Source organism: Acidocella sp. MX-AZ03, assembly GCF_027626035.1.
GTDB lineage: Bacteria > Pseudomonadota > Alphaproteobacteria > Acetobacterales > Acetobacteraceae > Acidocella > Acidocella facilis.
Genome location: NZ_CP110774.1, coordinates 1,755,093 through 1,775,473, shown reverse-complemented (window position 1 = coordinate 1,775,473; position 20,381 = coordinate 1,755,093). Strand labels below are relative to the sequence as shown.

Below are 20,381 nucleotides of genomic sequence, written 5' to 3'. Positions count from 1 at the left end.
ACTCTTGGAAGAAAAGGATAGAACTTGGTGAAAGGACACTTAACATGTTGGTTCGAGATTGACGGCATCCTAAACCATTCAGCAAAATATTATCAATCCCGAATATGCCGCATGATCGAGCTATCTCAAGCGCTCTGACACAAAAAATCTAGCAAGATATAAATACTCCTGCCTCTGGTCAATGCAATTCGCCAAACCGTCTGAGACCTGTTTATTTTTGTTGTGATATTGCAATCAGACCGCGCGGCCGCAGCCACGTGACTATCCCGCCCATCTTTGACAAAGATGGCGCTTAATTTATTAATTTTCAAAACAAAAAAATTTAATGTTAGCCAACATTAATGAAATAACCAAAGAAAATTTCTAGCTGTTCTAGAAATAATTATAATTATATAGGTGGTTCAAACGATTCAATATCTCATAAATAGATTGGACAACAGAGAGCTTTCAATTGATTCAGGCTCATGCATCGCGCCGCCAGCGGCCAGGCGGCATGCCGAAGGCTCTAGAAAATACGCGAGTGAAATGGCTTTGGTCGGTGAAGCCGCAATCAACTGAAATTTCCGCTAAGGAGAGTGCGGTTTCATGTAGGAGCGCGCGGGCTTTTTCGAGGCGTCTCCAGGTCAGCCATTGATACGGGGAATGCCCGGTGGAGGCGCGAAAGGATCGGTTGAAATGACCGGCGGAGACGCCGCAAGCCTTGGCGATCTCGGCAACTGAGAGGTTGCCGTTCAGATTGTTGCGGAGCATTTCCTTCGCCAAGGATTCCTGGCGTTTGGACAAGAAGCTCGCGCGCACGCCGGAAGATTGCGGTTCCAAAGTATAGCGCTGGAAGAGATGCGCGGCGATGGTAAGGCAGAGCTGGTCCAGTACCAGGGGGCTGTATTCCGCAGGACGTTCGAACATCGGCAGCATCGCACGCAGCAAATTGCCGATTACCGGGTCGCTGCTGGCCTGCACATCATTCAGGCGACCCGTGGTTTTCAGATCAAAGTCGGCCCGCAACTGCTGAAAAGCGGCGCTGGGGAGTTCCATAAGAACGAAATCAAAATCTCCCGTGATATCGGCTTTGTAACAATCTTCAAAGTCGCGGATATAGATCGCGTCTTTATTAAAATGGTGAAGATTTGATTGGCCCTTTTGGAAAATTTTCCGCTCATGGCCAGATGTCATCGAGGCGCCGATGAGATAACCCCGGTCCGCAGGCGGCGTTTCTATCTGGCCGAGGCGGATGCTGGTGCTGACCTTGTGGTAAAAGCGCACATATTGGCTATCGAGGCTCTGATCGCAGATCAGCTTTCTTAGATTACAGCCCAGGCTGTCACGCTTCATCGGGACCAGGGCAGGGAGAGGGGCGGCTTGGTCCTGTTTCATTCACGCCATACCGCTTTGCGCCGCCACGGAAGATGTGCGGACAGGGTGAGGACGGTGCGGGCAGAAATCAGTTGCAAAGGCAAGCGGGAATACGCCATGCCCTTTCTCTGCCGGGAGAGATCTGGCTTGTAAAGTTTTATCTCTGAGACATATTCCTATTGGCGGGAGGGAGCGGCTAAACAACTGTACCTCAAAAATTATTTGAAGCTATATTCGGCGCGGAGGGTAGCAAACGCCAAATTAAATCAGTGTACTAAATAGATGCGGGCGTGCCGGCAGAGCCAGCCCGCCGCTCAGAGGCCGTAGGAGATCTGCACCCCGACATAATCGCCATTATGCCCGCCGGCGCGGCGGATGACGTTGCTAACCTGAAAATGTACGGCTTCAATGGCGAAGGCGGTTGAGTGGGAGATGGCCCAGTCCAGCCGTATTTGGCCGTATGTACCAGTATACGCGCCAGGTTGCCCGGCCGTGCCGGCCACGGCGATGTTGGGCTGGGTATAGACGGCATCCGCCGTGGTCTGCCGCCATTGCGGTGCGATGGCCAGCATCAGCTTGAGCGTGCGGGTGGGGTGCAGGGTGATGGAGGGCTTGATCTGCACGAAATTCACATAGCCCGAATAGCCCGCCAGGGTGAGGTAGGCGCCGTTGGGGAACATGGGGTTGAAGGTGCGCAGAGTGTGGCTGTGCGGATTGGAATTGCCGGAAGCGGCGTCGATCTGCAGGCCGAGCCGGGGCTTTAAGGGCGCCTGCTGAAAACTATAGCCAATGACCGCGCCAACGGCCCAGGCAAAGACGCTGTCAGGTCCGACCTGGCCGATTTGGATCATGGTTTCGGCATCCCAATCGACCGGGCCGGAGCTGCCGGACATATGGACGTCGAAATTTTCCCGCCGCTCATTGCCGGAGACGGAGAGATAATGGGCTCCTGCTTGGGTGTAATGGGTGTAATAGGCGGCCAGGCTGTTGGTGGCGCTAAGTTGGCGCTCCACACGGAAGCCGTAGAGGGTGAGGCGGGTTGAGCTGTAATCGTCGAACACCTCCTGATCCCGGTCTTGCACGGGGCGGCTGTAGAAGCTGATGAGGCGCCAGGGGCCGGTTTCGTAATCCGCCCAGGCCGCATCGTAGGATTGCCGGATATTGGGCCCGTCGCGCACGGAGATGAAGCGCTGCAGATCGAACGCAAATTGCTGGCGGCCCAGGCGCAGGCGCAAGAGCCCGCCGGCCACGGGCTCGGTCAGGGCGGCGAAGGCTTGCTCGACATCGAGCTGGTTCTTATCCACCGGCGTCAGGCGCGTTTTGCCGGGCGCGAAATCGCTTTGCAGCTGTACGAACACCTGTAGCTGGCGGGCTATGTGCAGATCGCCATGCAACTCTGTGCGGCTCAGTAGGTAATTTTGTGCCGGGTAATTCTTCACGCCGAAATTCACGGCGTTGTTGCTCTCGAACCGCTCGCGGATATTCAGACCGAAGGAGAGGTAGGTATTAGGGTCTTGTGGCGCGAGCGGGATATATTTCAGCCCGTCGAGCGGGGCGGGAGGGATGCGCTTATCCGCCAGAGCCGACCAATCCTCCTGCCAGCGGTTAAACATGATCGCAGGCCGAGCGGGCGTGGCCGGCTGGGCCTGTGTTTGAGCGTGAGCCGTTCCGCCGCAGCAGGCCGCCAGCACCAGCAGGCCACTCGTTAAAAGATCTTGACGCGCCATGAGAGACCGTTACTGGCCGAGAAGCTGATGGATTTCGGCGATATAGCCGCCGGGGAACCGCAGCATTGCGCTCTCCCGGCCGCCGGCGGTGACGGGCGGCACCAGCAGCTTCACCCCTGCCGCCTGCGCCTTGGCAAGTGTGGCGTGCAGGTCTTTTACCTCATAACCGGTCATTTCCCGCCCATACGGGTAGGGCAGATGCCCGTCCGTCACATAAACGGCGATGCGGCCGAAGCCGGATTCGATGCGCACCAACCGGAAATGCCCTCCAGGCTCGCCGATCTCTTCGCCTGGAGCGTTGAGATTGTCCGAGACGATTTTGCCGTGGGAGAAGGCGGTGAAGCTGTGTACGAATTCGTCCGCCTTGTCGGGCGAGACATCGACGCGGTTTTCCGGCACGGTTTGTAGCGCGCCGTAATGCGGGGCCCTCACATGCCAGTAGAGTTGCATATTCACCCGCCCGGCCATTGAATGACAGCATCCCGGCCGATGGGGTCGGGGAAAATGGAGACGGTGACGGCAGCCCCATTCTGGCGGGCGGATTCCACGGCTGCATCCATATCCGTCACCAGATAGCCTGTGCGTTCATCGCCGAACGGGTAGGGAATGGGGTTTTGAAGCCGAAAACCGAGATTGTGCCGACCGGCGTCAACACGAGCTGGGAGATGGTCCGGCTCGGCGTAGGCGTGACCTGAAACACGCCCTGGTGCGAGGTGTGACCCCGAACGTGGCGACGACGCTGGCGACGAATCGGTCGAAATCCTGCGGCGGCACGTAGACATGGGTGGTGTCATATTGCGGGCCGACGGAGAGGTCCGTTGCCTGAGCAAAGGCAGACCCCGCCGGCAGGGCCAACGCCAGGGCGGCGGCCAGGGACAAGGCGTGAAACTGACGCATTCTAAGGTTCCTTGAGTTTTGGGCCGGGCTTCAAGCCCGGAGGCTGGCGCGGGAGAGGTACGGTGCCATTGTGACCAGCACGAGGCCCGCGATGAGCCCGAGATGTTCGAAGAACGTGTTGAGGGCCATGATTTGCGCGGCCCCTTGCAGGGCCCAGAAACGGTCGGCGGTTAGCATGGCGACGAAGGTCAGGCAGCCAAGCCCGCCCGCCCCAGCCAGACCGTCCGGTAGGCCAGCACGAGCGCCGAGCCGCCCAGCTCAACGATGATGGCCATGACGGCCCAGAGCCAGGCCGGATGCAGACCAAAATGCGCCTGCTCCTGCACCGCGCCCGGGAAATTCAGCAGCTTGGTCACGCCGCCAAGCAGATAGGCTGAGACCAGCGCCAGCCGTGCGACGGGCCAGAGCAGCGGGGCGGCGAGGATGGATTGGATGAACCGCGGCGTGAGCGAGGCGGGCATGGGGTTACACAGCCCAGCAGGCGCAACCCAGTGCGCCCCAGAAGGATTTGAGATCCCCTACCGGCAGGCTGGCTCCCCACGCGGGGCGTGATTATGGCCGTGCACGCCGCAGGAGTTGGCGCAGCCGCAGAGGCTCATGCTGGTGCGGGAGAGCTGGCTGGCGGGTCTTTCGCCCCAGGCAGCTCGGATATTGACCGCAAATATCCGGTCCCAGTCCTCTAGCGTCATCTCCATAACCAGCTTGTTGATGATAATGCCGGCATTATTGATAAGGATATCCAGCTTTCCGAACTGGCCGATGGCTAGTTCAACGGCCTGTTGCGCAGCTGTTTCTTCCGTCACGTCGGCAATAAGCGGCACGATCCCGTCCCGGGCAAGTTCGTTAACCTTCTCGTCACGATCCTCGGCGATGACGCGGGCGCCACGAGCGTGCAGCAGTTCCACCGTGGCCCGGCCAATGCCACTGGCGGCGCCGGTAACGATCGCAACCTTGCCGGTAAATTCAGAAATGTTGAAGGTCTGTTCCATCAAAAGCTCCTTTGATTTGCAAAGGGCTATTTAAAGTGCCTGCATCATCAGGTTAATACTGAACCTTCCGAATGGGTTGTACGGAAAAGAGGGTATAATCAGCGAGGCTTTACGCTCTCCCGTACAGCGGCGATGAAGGCGGTGGCCGCCGCGGAGCGATGGCGCTGGGGCAGATAATAAAGCATAAATCCAGGGAAGCCGGCGGCGTAATCGGTCAGCAGCGCCACGAGGCGACCATCATTCAGATAGGGTTGAATTTCGCTCTCAACCCAGAAAGCAATGCCCGCCCCGGCGGCTACGGCGTCGATCGTTGCCCGCTGATCGTTGATTACCAACGGGCCGGATACAGGCACGGAAAACCAGCTTCCACGCTCATAGAACTCCCAGCTATACAATGTGGCGTGTCCTGGCCAACGGAAACAAATGCAGAGATGCTCGCGAAGATCCCTTGGATGTTGCGGAACCCCATGCTTTGCAAGATAGCCAGGCGCTGCAACGGCTATTTGCCGCAGTTCAGAGTGCAGAGGAAAGGCGATGACATCCCGTTCGACCAATTCTCCCAGCCGTATCGCAGCATCGAATCCACTTGAGGCAATATCAATTGCAGCATCGTCAATTTGGATATCCAAAGTGATTTTTGGAAAGCGCTTAGCAAAGCCGGCCAGAAACGGGCGTAGAAACAAGTCATAACCCAGCCGTTGCGCATGCACACGAACGTGCCCAGCCGCTTCGCCGCTCGCAGCCCTGGCCTCAGCGATTGCCGCTTCGATCTCCGCCGAGGCCTCGCTGAATCTGGAGGAAAGCCGGGCGCCAGCCGGGGTTGAGCTGACACTGCGCGTGGTTCTGTTAAGTAACTGTGTGCCGAGCTTTTGCTCGAGGCGGCGGATTGTTTCGCTGAGGGCGGAGCGGGACACCCGCAATTCCCGTGCCGCTCCAACAAAGCTGCCATTATCAATGATGCAGCGTAGCGCCCTGAGGTCCGCGTAATTTCCATTGGTCATACGCTAAGGTCTTAAACGAAGTTTCATCAGTCAATAGGCGTTCATTTGTCTTTAGCTAAAACATTTATAATTCGATGAGAAAAGCAAGGGATTCCCGAGATACGAAAGAAAAATGCGTGAATGTCTCCGTTGCGCTGAAAGATCTGATACCGCAAATTGTAATATAAATACCTCCCGGTGGTGCTCTCCAAAGATATTGAAGCTGAACTCGTCGAATTTAGAGAAATTTGAACGTACTATGTTTGTACATCATTTGAAGCCTCGGTCGGAAAACACATGTTTTCCGACCGAGGCGCATGCAATTCCGCAGTCGTCAGACGGCCTTATGCCGGAGACTAGCCAATCTCAAGGAGCGTGTGGTTGTCTAGCGATTTGACCCGCGATGACACTGGTTCCTGTCTAAGGCCGGCGGTACGGCGAGACGGCGCTATTGTGGCTCGTCAGATTTGCTCAGAACATTAGACTTGTTTTGACCATGTGACGGCGTCAGCCCCGGCCGGAAGGCGCGTTGGGACGGCATCATCCGTGGCGGCTCGCCAGATCGCCTCCGCGACGTCCAAAGGTCGGGTAAATTCCTCATGCGCGCCCATCAGGCCCGCAATGACGGCCTGGCCCAGCGGGGCGTAGGGTTCTGGAAACTCCAGCGCACCTGGGCTGAGGGCGCGGGCATTCTCGCCGAAGCGGGTCTCTGGAGCAAGGCCAGGGAGAACGAGTTTCACCTTGATGTTGAAAGGCTCAAGCTCCAGCGCAAAGGACTCGGTAAAAGCGTTCACTGCCGCCTTGCTGGCCGTATAGACCGAGAGCAGCGGCAGCGGGCGTAAAGTCACGGTCGAGGTGACGTTGATGATGGTGCCGGACTTGCGCGCCCGGAATTGCGGCAAAACAGCTTGAATCATCGCCATGGTGCCGAAGGTGTTGGTCTCGAAGATACGTCGGATGATATCGATCGGCGTGCCTTCGAGTGCGTTCAGCCAACCGATACCTGCATTGTTCACGAGCACGTCGATATCGCCAGCATCGGCGATGGCCTGCGCGATGCTGCTCTGGTCTGCCACATCGAGCTTCAACAGTTGCAGGTTGGAGGTAGGGGAATAACGTTGTCATCCGGGGTGCGCATGGTGGCGATGACCCGCCAGCCACGTTCGAGAAAATATTTCGCGGTCTCCAGGCCAAAGCCCGAAGAGCAACCGGTGATGAGGATGGATTTCATGATGTGTCCTGCGGTGAGTACCGAAAGAAGATAGATCGGCATGCCAGGACGGTATATAATAAGAAGTCCGTATTTCATTTGAATGAGTCCAGATGACTGATCCTCTCGCTGAAATCGTCGCGTTGCTCCGGCCCCGGATGAAGTTTTCCAAAGTGGCCAGCGGCGCAGGGCCGTGGCGGCTGCGTAAAGAGGGGATGGCCATCTTTTCTATGGTGCCGTGGTGGAAGGGAGTTGCCGGCTGCAAGTGGAAGGGCGCGAGGCGTTGACACTGGGCGTGAATGATTTCGTGCTGATTCCCGCCGCGGTGGATTGCATCATGATGAGCCTGCATCCTGAGGCGGAAGAGACGCCCTTCTCTGAGCCGGTACGTTTGCCGTCCGGTGAGTTCAGGTTGGGAGATCTGGATGGGCCGGTCAATGTACGGAATTTGATCGGGCATTGTGAATTTTCTTCGCCGGATGCGGCGCTGCTGGTCTCGCTCCTGCCGGAATTGATGCATGTTCGGGGCCAATCAAACCTGGCAACGCTTGTGGCGCTGGTCGGGGAGGAGGATCGTGCAAATAAGCCGGGGCAGCAGGTCGTGTTGGCGCATCTGCTGGAGGTGGTGCTGATCGAAGCCTTGAGATCAGCCGCCGAAATTGGGGCGTCACCCGGGCTGCTGCGCGGCCTGGCGGATGAAAGGCTGGCAGTCGCGATCAGGCGAATGCACGAAGCGCCAGAACGGGCTTGGAGTGCAGCGGATCTAGCAAAGGAAGCCGCTTTGTCCCGCTCGGCGTTTTTCGAGCGTTTTAGCCGCGAGGTGGGGCTGGCGCCGATGGAATATTTGCTGACCTGGCGGATGGCGTTGGCAAAAACTCTGTTACGAAATGGCGGCAGGGTGGCGGCGGTCGCGGCACAGGTGGGCTATCAGTCAGCCAGTTCCTTCAGTGTGGCTTTTTCGCAGCGCGAGGGTGTGTCTCCTGCGCGTTATGCGCGAGAGGCTGCGCAAAGGGCGTCCTTGTCATAGGCCTGTGCGAGTTTCCGCGACCCGCGGCACATGAAACAACTCGGCCTGCAGATGAGCCGGCCGCACAAAATCGCGATCTGATGATGTGCATGCAGAAGCTTGTCTTTTTAGTTTAGTTTGAAGTTGTTTCGGGAGGTCGGGTGCTTGCCGGCGGGATATGTAAGCCGACCTCCCGCGCGATTTGCCTACGAAACCGGCAGCTTAGGCGTTCAGCGCTTCGTGGACCGTTTGCGCCACAGGCGTTGTCGGCCGACCGATCAGGCGGCTGAGCGCGCCGCTCTCATCGAAGAGCGCACCATTGGCTGCTTTTGCATCTGCATCGGCCAGGAGGTCAGCGAGATCATCCGGCAAGCCTGCTGCGATAAGAGCGGTTTTGAAATCGATCTCGGTCATGTCCGCATAATCAATTGTTTTGCCAACTTGCCTCGATATTTCTGCGGCAAGAACCGATAAGGTCCAGGCGGTATCACCGGCCAACTCAAAGCTGGCCGGCGCCTCGCTCATTGTCAGTGCCACTGCTGCGGCCGCCGCATAATCTGCGCGCGCGGCCAATGAAATTTTACCGTCGGCGGCCGCACCTATCGTCTTTTTAATTTGGACAGCCGACTTTGCGGCTTCAATCACGGCTTGGTGATGCCGCATGCGGCCCCAGTTGAGGTTTGACGAAATCAGCAGAAGTCTGTTAACGCCCGCGAAGGCACGTGAACTGGTCGTGACGTTTACCGACAAAAACAGCTGTTTTGTCTCCGAGGCATCCGCCTATCGCCTGCTCAAGGCGCATGATCTGATTGCCTCGCCGGCCTTCGTCATCGTTAACGCGGCTATGAATTCAAAGTCAAAACCGCTGTCTCCAACGAAGTTTGGCAGACAGACCTTACATATTTGAAACTCATCGGCTCGGGGTGGATGTATCTCTCAACCATCCTCGACGATTATTCACGTTTCGTTATTGCCTGGAAGCTGTGTACCACCATGCAGGCCGAGCATGTTACCGATATGTTGAACCTCGCTCTCGAAGCCTCGGGCTGTGCTCCAGCCAAGGTCCAGCACAAGCCGCGCCTGCTCTCCGATAACGGGCCGTGTGATATCGCAGGCGACCTTGCCAAATGGCTGTGACGGCGAAATATCGAACATATCCAAGCTGCACCTAGCCACCCACAAACTCAAGGCAAAATTGAATGCCGGCATCAGACCTTGAAAAATCGCATCCTGCTCGAAAGCGATTACCTGCCCGACGACCTCGAACGCCAGATCGGCGCCTTCATCGAGCGTTACAATAACCGCAGATACCGTGAGAGCCTGAGCAATGTCTCGCCGGCCGACGTCTGTCATGGACGGGCAGCGGAAATCAATACGCAGATCCTGTCTCGGTGCTCATCCCTGGCGCCTTGTCACGCACGAATGTAAGAGCGTCAGGGGATGCCATTGGTCGAGACGTCGCCATCGTGACCGGCGCATGTTCCGGGAGGACCGATCCGGAGGCCTGTTTTTGGCATGTTGTACGTGCACGTAATTTAATGTTAAAAGCATTAATCGTTATGAAAGGTAATGCTCACAAACGACGAGTGATGGCCAATTTACTTGGCTCTGGCCTGATAACCATCTTGGTTGGCCTTGGCTGGAGTGCGGCTTTCATTCATTTTGACCGGCCGGTCCTGGCGGCGCTGAATGCTGACCTGGTCGTCTTCGGAATCACACTGGTCTGGTTTGCCTATCAGGGACGATTGGCTGCGGCGGCTTCGCTCGCGGGCATCTTTTGCCCTTTTTCATCGCCGTTGCCTGCCTCTTCGACACTGTGCCGGTTGGCGTGTACCGCGCCACACATTTACATTTTCTCGCGGTTGCCCTCGGCGGCTATTTTGTATTCCGCGACGGCAGCGTCTACATGAAATATGTCATGCCGGCATGCTGCCTGATTGGATTTGTTGTCTTTTCTAATACCTCGATCAGCTTTCACGACCCGAAATTGGTCATTCCCGCCAGTGCCGCGGAGATCGGCGCCTGGACCAATACGTTGATTGCGATGGGTGAGCTGATTTTCATTGTTGTCATCATGAACGCGGATCTTTCGGTACGTCGCACGATGGACGTCGAAATGCGCAAAGCCATCGCGAATGGTGATTTCCAGCTTCACTATCAGCCTCAGATCAACGAGGCGGGAAGGGTGGTTGGTGCCGAAGTTCTCATCCGTTGGCGGCACGCCAAGATGGGCAATGTGCCGCCGGTAAAATTCATCCCGCTTGCCGAGGAAACAGGCCTCATCGTTCCCATCGGAAACTGGGTTCTGCGTTCTGCTTGTGCCCAGCTTGCGCAGTGGGAAGCCCAGCAGCACACGCAGCATCTGACCATGGCGGTCAATGTCAGCGCCTCGCAATTCCGCCAGCCCGATTTCGTCCAGACTGTATCGGAAATTATCCGCCTCAGCGGCGTCACCCCTTCGAAACTCAAGCTGGAACTCACGGAAAGCATGTTCATCGACAATGTCGATGCAACGGTTGCCAAGATGATCGCATTGAAGGCGATCGGCATTAGCTGGTCGCTGGATGATTTTGGCACGGGCTATTCGTCCTTGAGCGTTCTCAACCGCTTTCCACTCGGCCAGATCAAGATCGACAAATCCTTCGTCCGGGACATGCTCACCAACGCGCGGAACATGGTCGTCACCCAAGCCATCATCGAACTTGCCGGCAAGCTGAACCTGCAGGTGATCGCAGAGGGGGTTGAAACGCGCGAGCAGCTCAATCGCCTACGCGAGGTCGGCTGCCTGAATTATCAAGGTTATTTCTTCAGTCCGCCGCTTGACATCGATGCGTTCGGCACGTTCCTGTCGCTCGCGCCGTCCAAAAGCAAGACATTTTCGTGATATTTTCAGGGGGTTTCCGCCTCGGCTTATTCCGTGCCTTGCCGCCGTGACCTTTGCTATTGTGAAGCCGGTAGAAAATCAGATGTTTAGATTGACGCGTCAGGGTCAAGAAAAAACGCGAAATTGCTCGCGAATACAAAAGTTAGAGCCTCGCGCTAAAAGCTTGAGGCTCTAATCGATTGCGGACAAATCCGGAGCCCCTTGCATTTACATTGACGCGCGGGCCGCTGAGAGGTTACGCGGCTTCGGCCGCCAACACGAGCGGAAAGTCGATCTCAGTGCCTACCGCGATGTTGAGCAGGTTGGTGAAAATATTCTCGGCCACCACGGCAATGATTTCCACGACCTGGGCATCGCTGAAGCCGGCTGCCTTGAGCGTCTGCACATCGGCATCGCTCACCTTGCCGCGTCGCTCGTTAATTTTGAGGGCAAAGTTGAGGGTGGCATCGGCCCGAGGCTCGGCCGAACGACCTTTGCGCGCCAAGGCGATTTCACCGGCATCGATCTTGGCGAGGTTCAGAGCGATATAGCTGTGCGCTGAAAGGCAATAGTCACAATCATTGCTCTGCGCGATGGCAATGGCGATGCGCTCGCGGGTTTTAAGGTCGAGCGCCTTGCCCAAGGCGCCATTCAGGCCGAGCAGCCCCTGCAAGGCGGCAGGGCTCAGCGCCAGGACGCGAAAGCTGTTGGGGATGACGCCGAGTTGCTTCTGCACGGCCTCCAGCATGGTCTGGGAGGCGGCAGGGGCGGTTTCAAAGGTGGGAACGGTAATGCGGGACATGGGTTTCTCCTGGAGTGAACCGCCATTTGCGGTGTGAAGCGTGATGTAAACGCCGAATGCGGGCACGATAATCCGCCGCGTTGACAAAAGTTTATTGCTGTTTCAGCAATTATATATGGATAATCTCGAAGCCATGCGCATTTTCGCCGCCGTTGCCGCCCAGGGCAGCTTTACGGAGGCGGCGCGGCGCCTGCGGCTTTCACCCTCCGTGGTGACGCGATCCGTCGCGCAGATCGAGGCGCGGCTCGGAGTTATGCTGCTCAACCGCACGACCCGATCTGTGCAATTGACCGAACGCGGCCAGATCTATCTCGAGGATTGCAAACGCATCCTGGACGATTTCGAGATGGCGGAGCGGCGGGTCCGTGGCGAGGATGCGAACCCCCGCGGGACCTTGCGCGTCACCGCGCCGGTTCTGTTCGGACGCTTATACGTGTTGCCGATCGTGAATGCGCTATTGCACGAACATCCCGCGCTCTCGATCCATCTGACATTATCCGACCGGAATGTCAGCCTGTTTGAAGACGGTGTGGACGTTGCCGTTCGCGTCGGCGAGCTTGCCGATAGCAGCATGATCGCGGTCACGCTGGGCCTCGCCACCCCGGTCCTCGTCGCCAGTCCGGCCTATCTGCAAACGCGCCCCGCGCCGGCCTCACCGGCGGCGCTTTCAGCGCATGATATCATCCTGTTCGAAGGCATTGGCGCCACCAATGAATGGCCCTTCGGCGCCGATCGCAAAACAATGCGTGTGGAGCCTCGCCTCATCGTCAACGGTGCCGACGCGGCGATCGCGGCCGCGCAGGCCGGCGTTGGCATCGCACGAACGCTCTCCTACCAGGTCTCGGACGCCGTGCGGGCCGGGCACCTCACCCTCATTCTGCAAGAGTTCGCGCCGCCGCCGTTGCCGGTCAGTGTGGCCTACCAGGCGCGGCGCATTGCGTCTGCCAACGTCGCTGTTTTCGTCAAAGCCATACGGGCGTATTTCAAGGCGAATCCTCTTGTTCAAGTCCACGGCCCGCAGGAGGTTCCCCACCGATGACGCCGCACATTGCTTTCGATAATTCCTATGCGCGGCTGCCCGAAGGGTTTTTTGCCCCCGTTCTGCCAACCAAGGTCGCGGCCCCGCGCCTCATCAAGCTCAATCACGGGCTGGCGCGTGAGTTGGGGCTGGACCCTGAGCGCCTGGCCACGCCGGAGGGGGCGGAGATTTTCGCCGGTGTTCGCATCCCTCAAGGGCCGCGCCCCTGGCCATGGCCTATGCCGGTCACCAGTTCGGCCAGTTCGTGCCGCGTTTGGGCGACGGGCGGGCGATCCTGCTGGGGAGGTGCTTGACCAGAACGGCACAAGGCGTGACGTCCAGCTGAAAGGCGCGGGCCCACGCCTTTCTCCCGGCGTGGCGATGGGCGCGCCGCGCTGGGCCCGGTGCTGCGCGAATATCTGGTGAGCGAGGCCATGGCGGCGCTCGGCGTCCCCACCACGCGCGCCCTCGCCGCCTTGGTCTCCGGCGAGACCGTGTGGCGCGACAGGGCGCTACCCGGCGCCATCCTCACCCGCGTCGCCGCGAGCCATATCCGCATCGGCACCTTCCAGTTCTTTGCCGCGCGCGGTGACGAGGCAAGTCTGCGCCGCCTGGCCGACTACGCCATCGCCCGGCATTATCCCGAGGCGGCGTCCGCTCCTGCGCCCTATCTCGCGCTGCTGGAGGGCGTCATTGCCCGCCAGGCCGCGCTGGTGGCGCAATGGCTGCTGGTCGGGTTCATCCATGGGGTGATGAATACCGACAATATGTCGATTTCCGGCGAAACCATCGATTACGGCCCCTGCGCCTTCATGGACGCCTATAATCCCGCCACGGTGTTCAGCTCCATCGATGCGGGCGGCCGCTATGCCTATGGCCGCCAGCCGGACATCGCGCTGTGGAATCTTTGCCGTCTGGCGGAATGTCTGCTGAAGATGATCAGCCCTGATGAGGAAACCGCTCTGGCCCTGGCCAGCGCGGCGTTGGAGCGCTTCCGCGAGATATTCGCCGCGGCGCATCTGGACGGGCTGCGGCGCAAGCTGGGGCTGGCCACGGCGCAAGAGGGCGATGCCGCGCTGGCGCAAGAGCTGCTCGATCTGATGGCGGCACACGGCGCCGATTTCACGCTCACCTTCCGGCGGCTATGCGACGCCGCCGTAAATCCCGAAGCAGATACGGCACTGTTCAGTGGCTTTGCCGGCTGGGCAGCGCGCTGGCGGGCACGGCTGGCGCAGGAGGATCTTGCCCCGCAGGCCCGCCGTGCCGCGATGCGCCGCGCCAACCCGGCCTTCATCCCGCGCAATCATCGCGTCGAGGCCGCGCTCGAACAGGCCGTTGAAAAGAACGATGTCTCCGGCTTTGAAACATTGCTCGCGATCCTGGCCGCCCCTTATGACGACCAAGCCGCCTTTGCCGCCTATGCCGAGCCGCCAGCGCCGGGCGAGGGCATCTATCGAACCTTTTGCGGCACGTAGGGTGTTTTTCATTTGATGAAAAACACGCTGGCTTTTTGTTCACGGGCAATTTCAATGACCTGATCTGAAGCGGACGGTGCCGATGGAAGCTGGCGGTTACTGATTTCGAACCCGTTGGGGAGTGTGTGAAACGCTCTCCGCAGGATGTGGCAGGCACCCTTTCTCCCGCAGCCCGCCCTTCCGCATTCGCCGTGCGCCTGTTTCCTGAGACTCAGCCAACATGCGGCCCGTCCCGAACGCCAGCGGAGCTTGAACGATACAAAGCCGGCTCAACCAAGGGCGCATCCAGTTCGGGTCTCGCATTCACATCGCGGAGTTTCCACCATCGACAGGCAGCATCGCGCCGGTGATGAAGCTGGCATCGTCGGATGCGAGAAACGCGATCGCCGCGGCGACATCGCGAGGGTGACCGAGGCGACCGAGGGGAATCGCCTCCGCCATATCGCGCAAGTGGGCCTCGCTGGAGGCTTCGCTGCGCAGCATCGCGGTGTCGGTGTCCCCGGGACAGACCGCGTTCACGCGTATCTTCTGGCGTGCATGGTCGATCGCCATGCTGCGGGTGAGCTGGACGATCGCGCCTTTGCTGGTGCCATAAGCCACGGCCTGCTTTGCGGCGACCAGGCCCCAATCCGAGGAAACATTGACGATCGCGCCTCCCCCTGCCGCGCCATGAGGGGCACGGCGGCGCGGGAGAGGCGGAAAGCGGCGGTGACGTTAACCGCCAAGGTCAAGTCCCATTGCTCATCGCTGCAGGCCTGCGCATCGCCTTGGAACAGAATGCCGGCATTATTCACAACGACGTCCAGCCGGCCATGGCTCTGCTCGGCCCAGGCGATGAGTTTTGCCGGCGTTTCCGGGGTGGCGATATCCGCCGCCAGAAACTGGGCTCCGTATTCAGCAGCCAACGCGTTACCGGCGTCTGTGTTGCGTCCGGTCAGCAACAGGGTAGCGCCCCGTTCGGCGAATAGCTGCGCGGTTGCCTTCCCTATTCCCGCCGTGGCACCTGTGATCAAAACGACTTTTCCGGCAAACATTTTCGCTCCTTTCGGCCAATCCTGCATTTCCACCTCGGAGAAGATTTGCAGGCCATTGAATTCATGGTCGATGTTTGAAATGCTGACAACATTTCGTGTGGCTTTTCGCCTAGGTGCGTCCTTCCCCTCCGCTTCGATGGCCGTCTTCAGTCTTCGGTTAAGCCGCATCAACGCAGGCGGGACGTAGCCTGCTTTGCGCGTGATGAACCCCAGGCTTCTATGCATTTTAATATCGGCACTGGTAATTTCGACCAGGGTTTTGCGCGCGTGGTCGCTCCGTAAAATCTGCCGTGGCACAAATCCGAGCAGGTCGGTTCCGTCTATGAAGGCGGCCACGAGTTGGGCCGACCCGATCTCGACTTGCACGCTTGGCGGGTCAAATCCACGGGCAATGAAAACATTGTCCAACCAGTCCCGGCTGGCGACGAAGCGGGAGGCCAGAACCCACTGGAATGCAGAAAGCTCGCTGATCGTCGCGGCTCGACGGCGATCAAGCGGGTGGCCTTTTCTTCCGACGACGACAACATCATCCTCCCCCAGTTTTCCCGGGCTAGATTGGACTCATCTCTCGCCTGAACGGTGGTCACAATCCCGTCCAGATGATCATCGACAAGCTCTCGCCGCAGCGAATCGTTTAAGCCGATCTGCAATTTTAGCGTGGTCCGGCCGGCCTCGGCGCGATGCCAGTCGGCGATGATAGGCAAGAGGGTTTCGACGATTGAGGTGCCAAGTCCCAGCCTGACATGCCCTTTATTGCCCCGGCCATTTCCGCAACGTCTCTGAGCGCGTCGGCCATCGCGGCGCGCATCCTCACCGCATGAGACAGCAGCGTCTGCCCCGCTGCGGTCAACACCAAACGCCGGCCGCGTCGTTCGAATAATGCACCTTCGACGCGATCTTCGAGACGACGGATGCATTTGCTCAGCGCCGGCTTTGTGCGCCCCACCTCGGCAGCGGCGCGGGTGAGGCTTTCCAGCCTTGCGATGGCCTCGAAATAGGCGAGGTCGCGAATATCCATAAGACCGTTTCGTGAAAGTTTGCTTTTGGTGAAAATTAGAAACTAGAGCTCAACCAATCCCTGCGCAATGGTGACCGCCGAAACGATCAAAAAGGTGGAAATGTCGGCAACGATCTTGGTTAGTGCGCCAACGCTAGCGGAAGCCGGGCAGGAGGTTCTCCGTGCCGAAGGGTGCCGGGTGATCTTCACCAGCAGGCAGGGCGGCACCGAGGAAATGCTCCAGCATCTGCGCCGCGAGGCCGTGGACGGGGTGATTTCCCGCACCTTGCCGTTCGACGCCCAGGCCTTCGCCGCGGCCGGATCGAGCCTCAAGCTGATTTCCCGCCATGGCGTTGGCTTTGATAATGTCGATATAGCGACCGCGACTGAACGTGGCGTCCCGGTCCTGATCGCACCGGCAGGTAACGGGCAGTCGATTGCTGAGCTGACAATGGCGCTGATGTTGGCGGCCGCCCGCCGGGTTGCGACCCAAAACGCCGGGATCCAGGCGGGCAATGTTGATTTCCGCTGAGATCTGACCCTGGAAGGCCGGATTTTTCCACCGAGAATTGGCTCTGACTCACATTTGCTGCTGGCGACGCTCATGCGCCGACTACGCGCGCCTGCAGCAGGTCAAGTTTCGCGCGCCCATACATCTGTCGCTTGATAAGTTTGAGGCGCGTGATCTGCCCCTCAGTCTGTCCGTTCGACCATGGCGAGACGATCGCGTTTCTGACAGCCGTATGGTCCTTTTCGGCGCCATTGGCGAATGACCCGATGAGGCTGCCTTTGGCAATCTCCAGCCATTCATCGAGCTTTGCCGCTGACTTTGAGCGGATCATGGATTGGAAGTCCCCAATCGCTTTGCGCGCCGCGACCAATTCAGGGACGCTTGCCTCGATAACCGCCACCAGAATCGTTTCAGATTTAGCAAGCTCGTCCCGTGCCGAGGTCATCAGGCGGGCAATGACCTTGGCGGAGGGCGTGCGTGCAAATCCACTTTGATTGGCCTTTTCAGCGAGGCGCCGGCGCTGTGCCCATTGCGAGACGACACCGCTCTGACCGGCAAAGCCTTCCGCGCGCATCTCACGCCAGAGCGCCAAAGCATTGCGGGCGCCGCTTTCCCATCTACTGTTCAACCACGGCAACCAGCTATCCAGAGAGCTTGGCTGGGTACGGAAAACGTCCAGTCGCTGTCCGCGCGAAACGTCGCGAACGAGCTTTCGGCTATGACCTGTTTGCCGGACAATTTGCCTGATGGAGGTCCCTATGTTCGCGAGTTTCAAGATCGCTTCGTTTGTTTCCTGCCGTCGTTGGTAGCCTTCGTATTGCAGCTTCTCGGCGTAGGTGAGAAGCTTGGGATCGATGTCGTTGCTGCCAACCGACTGCCTGATCTGCCGCATGGACTTGGCTACGGCGTCCAGAAACGCTCGGCTCGAATTCTCCATGAGATGCCAACGATCGGCAACCTGCCGGGCTTCAGGCAGCCCTTTTGCAATCGCCTCGCCATATCCGCCGCCCCGGTCACGGGCAACAATCGATATCGACGGGCGTTTGGCGAGCCAGGCTCGAGATGTCTCCAGCGCCCTGTCCGACCGCAAGGGGAATCGGCGCGGATGGTGCGCGATCACTTTGTGTGGTTTCGGCTTCGCTTTCGGGGTCGCGGCTTTCATTCCCCACTACAAATGGATATCGTTCGCGTTGATTGTGATAACGGGTCTGCTTTCGAAAGCTCTTTCCGGCCCGTACTGGTCGATTCCGGGTCTGATTTTCCCGCCTGGTGTGGCCGGCGGCGCGCGCGGGATCATCAACGGGCTCGGAAATCTTGGCGGCTTTATCGGTCCCCTGCTCGTAGGCTGGCTTACCACGCTGACCGGAACGACCAGTGCTGGCATCTATGCGTTAGCGGCGATCTTGGTCTTTGGCGGCCTGCTCTGCAGGTTGCTGCCGGACGCGACGGCCAGCGATGTCAGCCGAAAGACGAGCTAATCAGCAAGATCATGTGCTGATAGAGAACCGTAAAGGCCTGGTGGGGGAACGTACCCTCAGCCCGCCACCGGCACCGCCGAGCGCGCGGTCACGCTGACCATGCTGGACCGCCGCAAAGGCAACAGGCGCATCACGCCGGGGGCCGATAAAGCCTACGATGTTGGCGATTTCATCGGTGAACTGCGCGCCTGCAGGGTGATCCCGCATATCGCTGTCAACGGCACGGTCTATAAAACAGGCACACCGCACAAAAGCGCCATTGACGGCCGCACCACGCGCCATCCAGGCTACGAGATCAGCCAACAGCCCGCCTGATCCTCGGAACAGAACAAAACCAAGCCTCAGGCTGACCAGCGCCAACAAACCACGGGCTTAAACAGAGAAAAGGACGCTATCCCCTGGCGTTTTGCAGCGGCCTGTTAGATGTTATTTGGTGGCGACACAGGTCACTTCGATCAGCGTCTCCGGCGTGCCGAGATTGGCCACCCCGACGGTGGCGCGAGCCGGCAGCGCATCGCCGAAAAACCCTGTCCATACCGCGTCCATTTCCGTCTTCAGCCCGAGATCGGTGGCGAAGATCGTGGCTGATAGCACCTTGCTCTTATCGCTGCCGCATTCCGTCAGCATCGCCTCCATGCGCGCCAGGATCTGTTGAGTCTGCCCGGCCATGCCGACAGTACGGTCCTCTGCCACCATGCCGCCGAAATAGAGCGTTTCGCCATGGGTGACGACCCGGTGCATGATGGGCGAGCGGATTTGGCGTTCAATCGTCATAATGATCTCCTGTTTGAACGTTAGCAGTTTGCTGAAAAACTCCTGGCGGCCGGGATTATGATGTGATTCACTTTGGCTGGCAGGTTTTGTGAGGCGTGGGGTGCGGGGTTCTTTTCGAGATCAGGGCGGGATGTTTTCGTATGTTTCACCAGAAACACGGGTTCCGGCGACCCATCCGTTGCGAGCGATCCGTGCTTTGGTGCGGGATGTTCTGCATGAGATGAGCCGCAGCTTTGCCTGGCTGTATTCCAGGGAAGGCCGGCCCTCGGTGCCGCCTGAACAATTGCTGAGCGCGCTGCTGATCCAGGTGCTGTACGGGATTCGCTCGGAACGGCAGTTGATGGAGCAACTGGATTATAATCTCCTGTACCGCTGGTTTGTGGGCTTATCCCCGGATGATCCGGTCTGGAACCCGACCACGTTTAGCAAGAACCGCGAGCGCCTGCAGAACGGCGATATATTCCAGAAATTCATGAGCCGGCTGCTGAACCACCCGCGGGTGACGCCGCTACTATCGGATGAGCATTTCTCGGTGGACGGCACGCTGATCGAGGCGTGGGCGTCGCAGAAGAGCTTCCGGCCGAAGGATGGCAGCGACGATGATGGTTCGGATTTCCACGGTCAGAAGCGTAAGAACGATACCCATGCCAGCACCACCGACCCGGAAAGCCGGCTGTACCGCAAGGCCGCTGGGCGGGAGGCAAAGCTTTCGTATATGGGGCACGCGCTGATGGACAACCGGCACGGCTTGGCGGTGGGTGGCCGAGTGACCCAGGCCACAGGCACGGCTGAGCGTGAAGCCTCGGAAGCGATGTTGAAAGCCAAAGCCAAGTCGGCCGCCGGGCGGATCACCGTAGGCGAAGACAAGGCTTACGATACCGCCGATCATGTCGCCAATCTGCGCGACGCCGGCGTGACACCGCATGTCACACAAAACAACGGTGAGACCAAAACCGGCAGGCACCGCCGCAGCGCGATTGACGGACGCACCACGCGCCATCCCGGTTATGCGATGTCGCAGACCCGCCGGGCGATGATCGAGTGCATATTCGGCTGGGGCAAGCAGCACGGCACGATGCGCAAGACCAAGCTGCGCGGCGTTGCGCGGGTCGCCGGCACCTTCATGCTCAACCTGATCGCCTATAATCTGGTACGCATTCCAAAAATGGTGGCAATATAAGGGACGAGTCTGTCCGCTGGACGAAAAAAGTCCAGAAACCGGCAAGAAACTTCAATCACTTGAACCAAAATCCAGGCCCCAAAGCTA

21 protein-coding genes and 4 pseudogenes are annotated in these 20,381 nt (G+C 58.9%); 10 read left to right on the top strand and 15 right to left on the bottom strand.

The annotated features are described in order from the left end of the window. Positions 1-462 precede the first annotated feature (462 nt). From GT370_RS09935 to GT370_RS09925, 3 genes are all read right to left on the bottom strand, one after another. Entirely contained in the window at positions 463-1,374 is a 912-nt protein-coding gene (locus GT370_RS09935) for a helix-turn-helix domain-containing protein (protein ID WP_008491915.1), read from the bottom strand. Between the two features lie 293 nt (positions 1,375-1,667). Beyond that, positions 1,668-2,966, bottom strand: a complete 1,299-nt coding sequence (locus GT370_RS09930) for an alginate export family protein (protein WP_008491916.1) — start codon at positions 2,964-2,966, stop codon at positions 1,668-1,670. A 123-nt stretch (positions 2,967-3,089) separates the two neighbouring features. Then, on the bottom strand, positions 3,090-3,536 hold the full coding sequence (locus GT370_RS09925; RefSeq protein WP_270184307.1) for a VOC family protein: 447 nt from the start codon (positions 3,534-3,536) through the stop codon (positions 3,090-3,092). An 11-nt stretch (positions 3,537-3,547) separates the two neighbouring features. Between GT370_RS09925 and GT370_RS09920 the strand changes: the two genes are divergently transcribed. After that, entirely contained in the window at positions 3,548-3,775 is a 228-nt protein-coding gene (locus GT370_RS09920; protein ID WP_270184306.1) for a hypothetical protein, read from the top strand. Positions 3,776-4,165: 390 nt separating this feature from the next. Here the strand turns inward: GT370_RS09920 and GT370_RS09915 are convergent, their stop codons facing one another. The 5 genes from GT370_RS09915 to GT370_RS09895 all read right to left on the bottom strand — a co-directional run bounded on the left by GT370_RS09915 (position 4,166) and on the right by GT370_RS09895 (position 7,219). Then, positions 4,166-4,438: a DoxX family protein gene (locus tag GT370_RS09915; protein WP_270184305.1), complete on the bottom strand. Its 273-nt coding sequence runs from the start codon at positions 4,436-4,438 to the stop codon at positions 4,166-4,168. 57 nt (positions 4,439-4,495) lie between these two features. Beyond that, positions 4,496-4,966 carry an SDR family NAD(P)-dependent oxidoreductase gene (locus GT370_RS09910; protein WP_270184304.1) on the bottom strand — a complete coding sequence of 157 codons (471 nt, stop codon included), beginning with the start codon at positions 4,964-4,966 and terminating at the stop codon, positions 4,496-4,498. A 98-nt stretch (positions 4,967-5,064) separates the two neighbouring features. Further along, positions 5,065-5,967 (bottom strand): LysR family transcriptional regulator, encoded by a 903-nt coding sequence (locus GT370_RS09905; protein ID WP_039884620.1) that lies wholly within the window; start codon positions 5,965-5,967, stop codon positions 5,065-5,067. A gap of 458 nt (positions 5,968-6,425) precedes the next feature. Then, the gene (locus GT370_RS09900; RefSeq protein WP_270184303.1) at positions 6,426-7,034 is read right to left on the bottom strand and encodes an SDR family NAD(P)-dependent oxidoreductase; all 609 of its coding nucleotides are present in this window, start codon (positions 7,032-7,034) and stop codon (positions 6,426-6,428) included. Next, positions 7,031-7,219, bottom strand: coding sequence for an SDR family NAD(P)-dependent oxidoreductase (locus GT370_RS09895; protein ID WP_270184302.1), 189 nt, complete (start codon positions 7,217-7,219; stop codon positions 7,031-7,033). The genes GT370_RS09900 and GT370_RS09895 overlap by 4 nt, the downstream gene beginning before the upstream one ends. A gap of 175 nt (positions 7,220-7,394) precedes the next feature. On the opposite strand from GT370_RS09895, the gene GT370_RS09890 reads away from it, so the two are divergent. Then, positions 7,395-8,183, top strand: a complete 789-nt coding sequence (locus GT370_RS09890) for an AraC family transcriptional regulator (protein ID WP_333490050.1) — start codon at positions 7,395-7,397, stop codon at positions 8,181-8,183. Positions 8,184-8,384: 201 nt separating this feature from the next. On the opposite strand, the gene GT370_RS09885 is transcribed toward GT370_RS09890, so the two are convergent. Beyond that, the gene (locus GT370_RS09885; RefSeq protein ID WP_144052582.1) at positions 8,385-8,912 is read right to left on the bottom strand and encodes a hypothetical protein; all 528 of its coding nucleotides are present in this window, start codon (positions 8,910-8,912) and stop codon (positions 8,385-8,387) included. Here GT370_RS09885 and GT370_RS09880 point away from each other — a divergent pair. Then, positions 8,851-9,542: pseudogene (locus tag GT370_RS09880) on the top strand (transposase); the annotation flags it as partial. The gene GT370_RS09885 and the pseudogene GT370_RS09880 sit on opposite strands and share 62 nt — an antisense overlap. 397 nt (positions 9,543-9,939) lie before the next feature. Beyond that, positions 9,940-11,046, top strand: a complete 1,107-nt coding sequence (locus GT370_RS09875; protein WP_270184301.1) for a putative bifunctional diguanylate cyclase/phosphodiesterase — start codon at positions 9,940-9,942, stop codon at positions 11,044-11,046. Between the two features lie 235 nt (positions 11,047-11,281). On the opposite strand, the gene GT370_RS09870 is transcribed toward GT370_RS09875, so the two are convergent. After that, entirely contained in the window at positions 11,282-11,827 is a 546-nt protein-coding gene (locus tag GT370_RS09870; RefSeq protein WP_008491929.1) for a carboxymuconolactone decarboxylase family protein, read from the bottom strand. Between the two features lie 115 nt (positions 11,828-11,942). On the opposite strand from GT370_RS09870, the gene GT370_RS09865 reads away from it, so the two are divergent. Both GT370_RS09865 and GT370_RS09860 read left to right on the top strand, forming a co-directional pair. Then, positions 11,943-12,866 (top strand): LysR family transcriptional regulator, encoded by a 924-nt coding sequence (locus GT370_RS09865; protein WP_039884799.1) that lies wholly within the window; start codon positions 11,943-11,945, stop codon positions 12,864-12,866. Continuing rightward, positions 12,863-14,320, top strand: a pseudogene (locus tag GT370_RS09860) (protein adenylyltransferase SelO). Before GT370_RS09865 ends, GT370_RS09860 begins: the two are co-directional and overlap by 4 nt. 303 nt (positions 14,321-14,623) lie before the next feature. Here GT370_RS09860 and GT370_RS09855 read toward each other — a convergent pair. The 3 genes and pseudogenes from GT370_RS09855 to GT370_RS09845 all read right to left on the bottom strand — a co-directional run bounded on the left by GT370_RS09855 (position 14,624) and on the right by GT370_RS09845 (position 16,372). Then, positions 14,624-15,354, bottom strand: a pseudogene (locus GT370_RS09855) (SDR family NAD(P)-dependent oxidoreductase). A 216-nt stretch (positions 15,355-15,570) separates the two neighbouring features. After that, positions 15,571-15,894 (bottom strand): annotated as a pseudogene (locus GT370_RS09850) (LysR substrate-binding domain-containing protein); the annotation flags it as partial. Between the two features lie 112 nt (positions 15,895-16,006). Continuing rightward, entirely contained in the window at positions 16,007-16,372 is a 366-nt protein-coding gene (locus GT370_RS09845) for a LysR family transcriptional regulator (protein ID WP_270184300.1), read from the bottom strand. Between the two features lie 67 nt (positions 16,373-16,439). Between GT370_RS09845 and GT370_RS09840 the strand changes: the two genes are divergently transcribed. After that, complete coding sequence (locus GT370_RS09840) at positions 16,440-16,883, top strand: D-isomer specific 2-hydroxyacid dehydrogenase (protein WP_008491934.1); 444 nt, start codon at positions 16,440-16,442, stop codon at positions 16,881-16,883. 70 nt (positions 16,884-16,953) lie between these two features. On the opposite strand, the gene GT370_RS09835 is transcribed toward GT370_RS09840, so the two are convergent. Continuing rightward, positions 16,954-18,024: a transposase gene (locus GT370_RS09835; RefSeq protein ID WP_205619705.1), complete on the bottom strand. Its 1,071-nt coding sequence runs from the start codon at positions 18,022-18,024 to the stop codon at positions 16,954-16,956. Between GT370_RS09835 and GT370_RS09830 the strand changes: the two genes are divergently transcribed. Both GT370_RS09830 and GT370_RS09825 read left to right on the top strand, forming a co-directional pair. Further along, the gene (locus tag GT370_RS09830) at positions 17,906-18,340 is read left to right on the top strand and encodes an MFS transporter (protein WP_008491937.1); all 435 of its coding nucleotides are present in this window, start codon (positions 17,906-17,908) and stop codon (positions 18,338-18,340) included. The genes GT370_RS09835 and GT370_RS09830 overlap by 119 nt on opposite strands. A 99-nt stretch (positions 18,341-18,439) precedes the next feature. Next, the gene (locus tag GT370_RS09825) at positions 18,440-18,655 is read left to right on the top strand and encodes a hypothetical protein (protein WP_442865516.1); all 216 of its coding nucleotides are present in this window, start codon (positions 18,440-18,442) and stop codon (positions 18,653-18,655) included. A 111-nt stretch (positions 18,656-18,766) separates the two neighbouring features. On the opposite strand, the gene GT370_RS09820 is transcribed toward GT370_RS09825, so the two are convergent. Next, positions 18,767-19,114 carry a RidA family protein gene (locus tag GT370_RS09820; RefSeq protein WP_039884623.1) on the bottom strand — a complete coding sequence of 116 codons (348 nt, stop codon included), beginning with the start codon at positions 19,112-19,114 and terminating at the stop codon, positions 18,767-18,769. Positions 19,115-19,214: 100 nt separating this feature from the next. Between GT370_RS09820 and GT370_RS09815 the strand changes: the two genes are divergently transcribed. Then, entirely contained in the window at positions 19,215-20,294 is a 1,080-nt protein-coding gene (locus tag GT370_RS09815) for an IS5 family transposase (RefSeq protein WP_083878918.1), read from the top strand. The last annotated feature ends 87 nt before the right edge of the window (positions 20,295-20,381 follow it).

Coding starts and splice junctions, on each gene's coding strand:
- GT370_RS09935 (WP_008491915.1), bottom strand. CDS start 1,374: ATGAAACAGGACCAAGCCGCCCCTCTCCCTGCCCTGGTCCCGATGAAG.
- GT370_RS09930 (WP_008491916.1), bottom strand. CDS start 2,966: ATGTTTAACCGCTGGCAGGAGGATTGGTCGGCTCTGGCGGATAAGCGC.
- GT370_RS09915 (WP_270184305.1), bottom strand. CDS start 4,438: ATGCCCGCCTCGCTCACGCCGCGGTTCATCCAATCCATCCTCGCCGCC.
- GT370_RS09910 (WP_270184304.1), bottom strand. CDS start 4,966: ATGGAACAGACCTTCAACATTTCTGAATTTACCGGCAAGGTTGCGATC.
- GT370_RS09905 (WP_039884620.1), bottom strand. CDS start 5,967: ATGACCAATGGAAATTACGCGGACCTCAGGGCGCTACGCTGCATCATT.
- GT370_RS09895 (WP_270184302.1), bottom strand. CDS start 7,219: ATGCCGATCTATCTTCTTTCGGTACTCACCGCAGGACACATCATGAAA.
- GT370_RS09870 (WP_008491929.1), bottom strand. CDS start 11,827: ATGTCCCGCATTACCGTTCCCACCTTTGAAACCGCCCCTGCCGCCTCC.
- GT370_RS09865 (WP_039884799.1), top strand. CDS start 11,943: ATGGATAATCTCGAAGCCATGCGCATTTTCGCCGCCGTTGCCGCCCAG.
- GT370_RS09845 (WP_270184300.1), bottom strand. CDS start 16,372: ATGGATATTCGCGACCTCGCCTATTTCGAGGCCATCGCAAGGCTGGAA.
- GT370_RS09840 (WP_008491934.1), top strand. CDS start 16,440: ATGGTGACCGCCGAAACGATCAAAAAGGTGGAAATGTCGGCAACGATC.
- GT370_RS09835 (WP_205619705.1), bottom strand. CDS start 18,024: ATGAAAGCCGCGACCCCGAAAGCGAAGCCGAAACCACACAAAGTGATC.
- GT370_RS09825 (WP_442865516.1), top strand. CDS start 18,440: ATGCTGGACCGCCGCAAAGGCAACAGGCGCATCACGCCGGGGGCCGAT.
- GT370_RS09820 (WP_039884623.1), bottom strand. CDS start 19,114: ATGACGATTGAACGCCAAATCCGCTCGCCCATCATGCACCGGGTCGTC.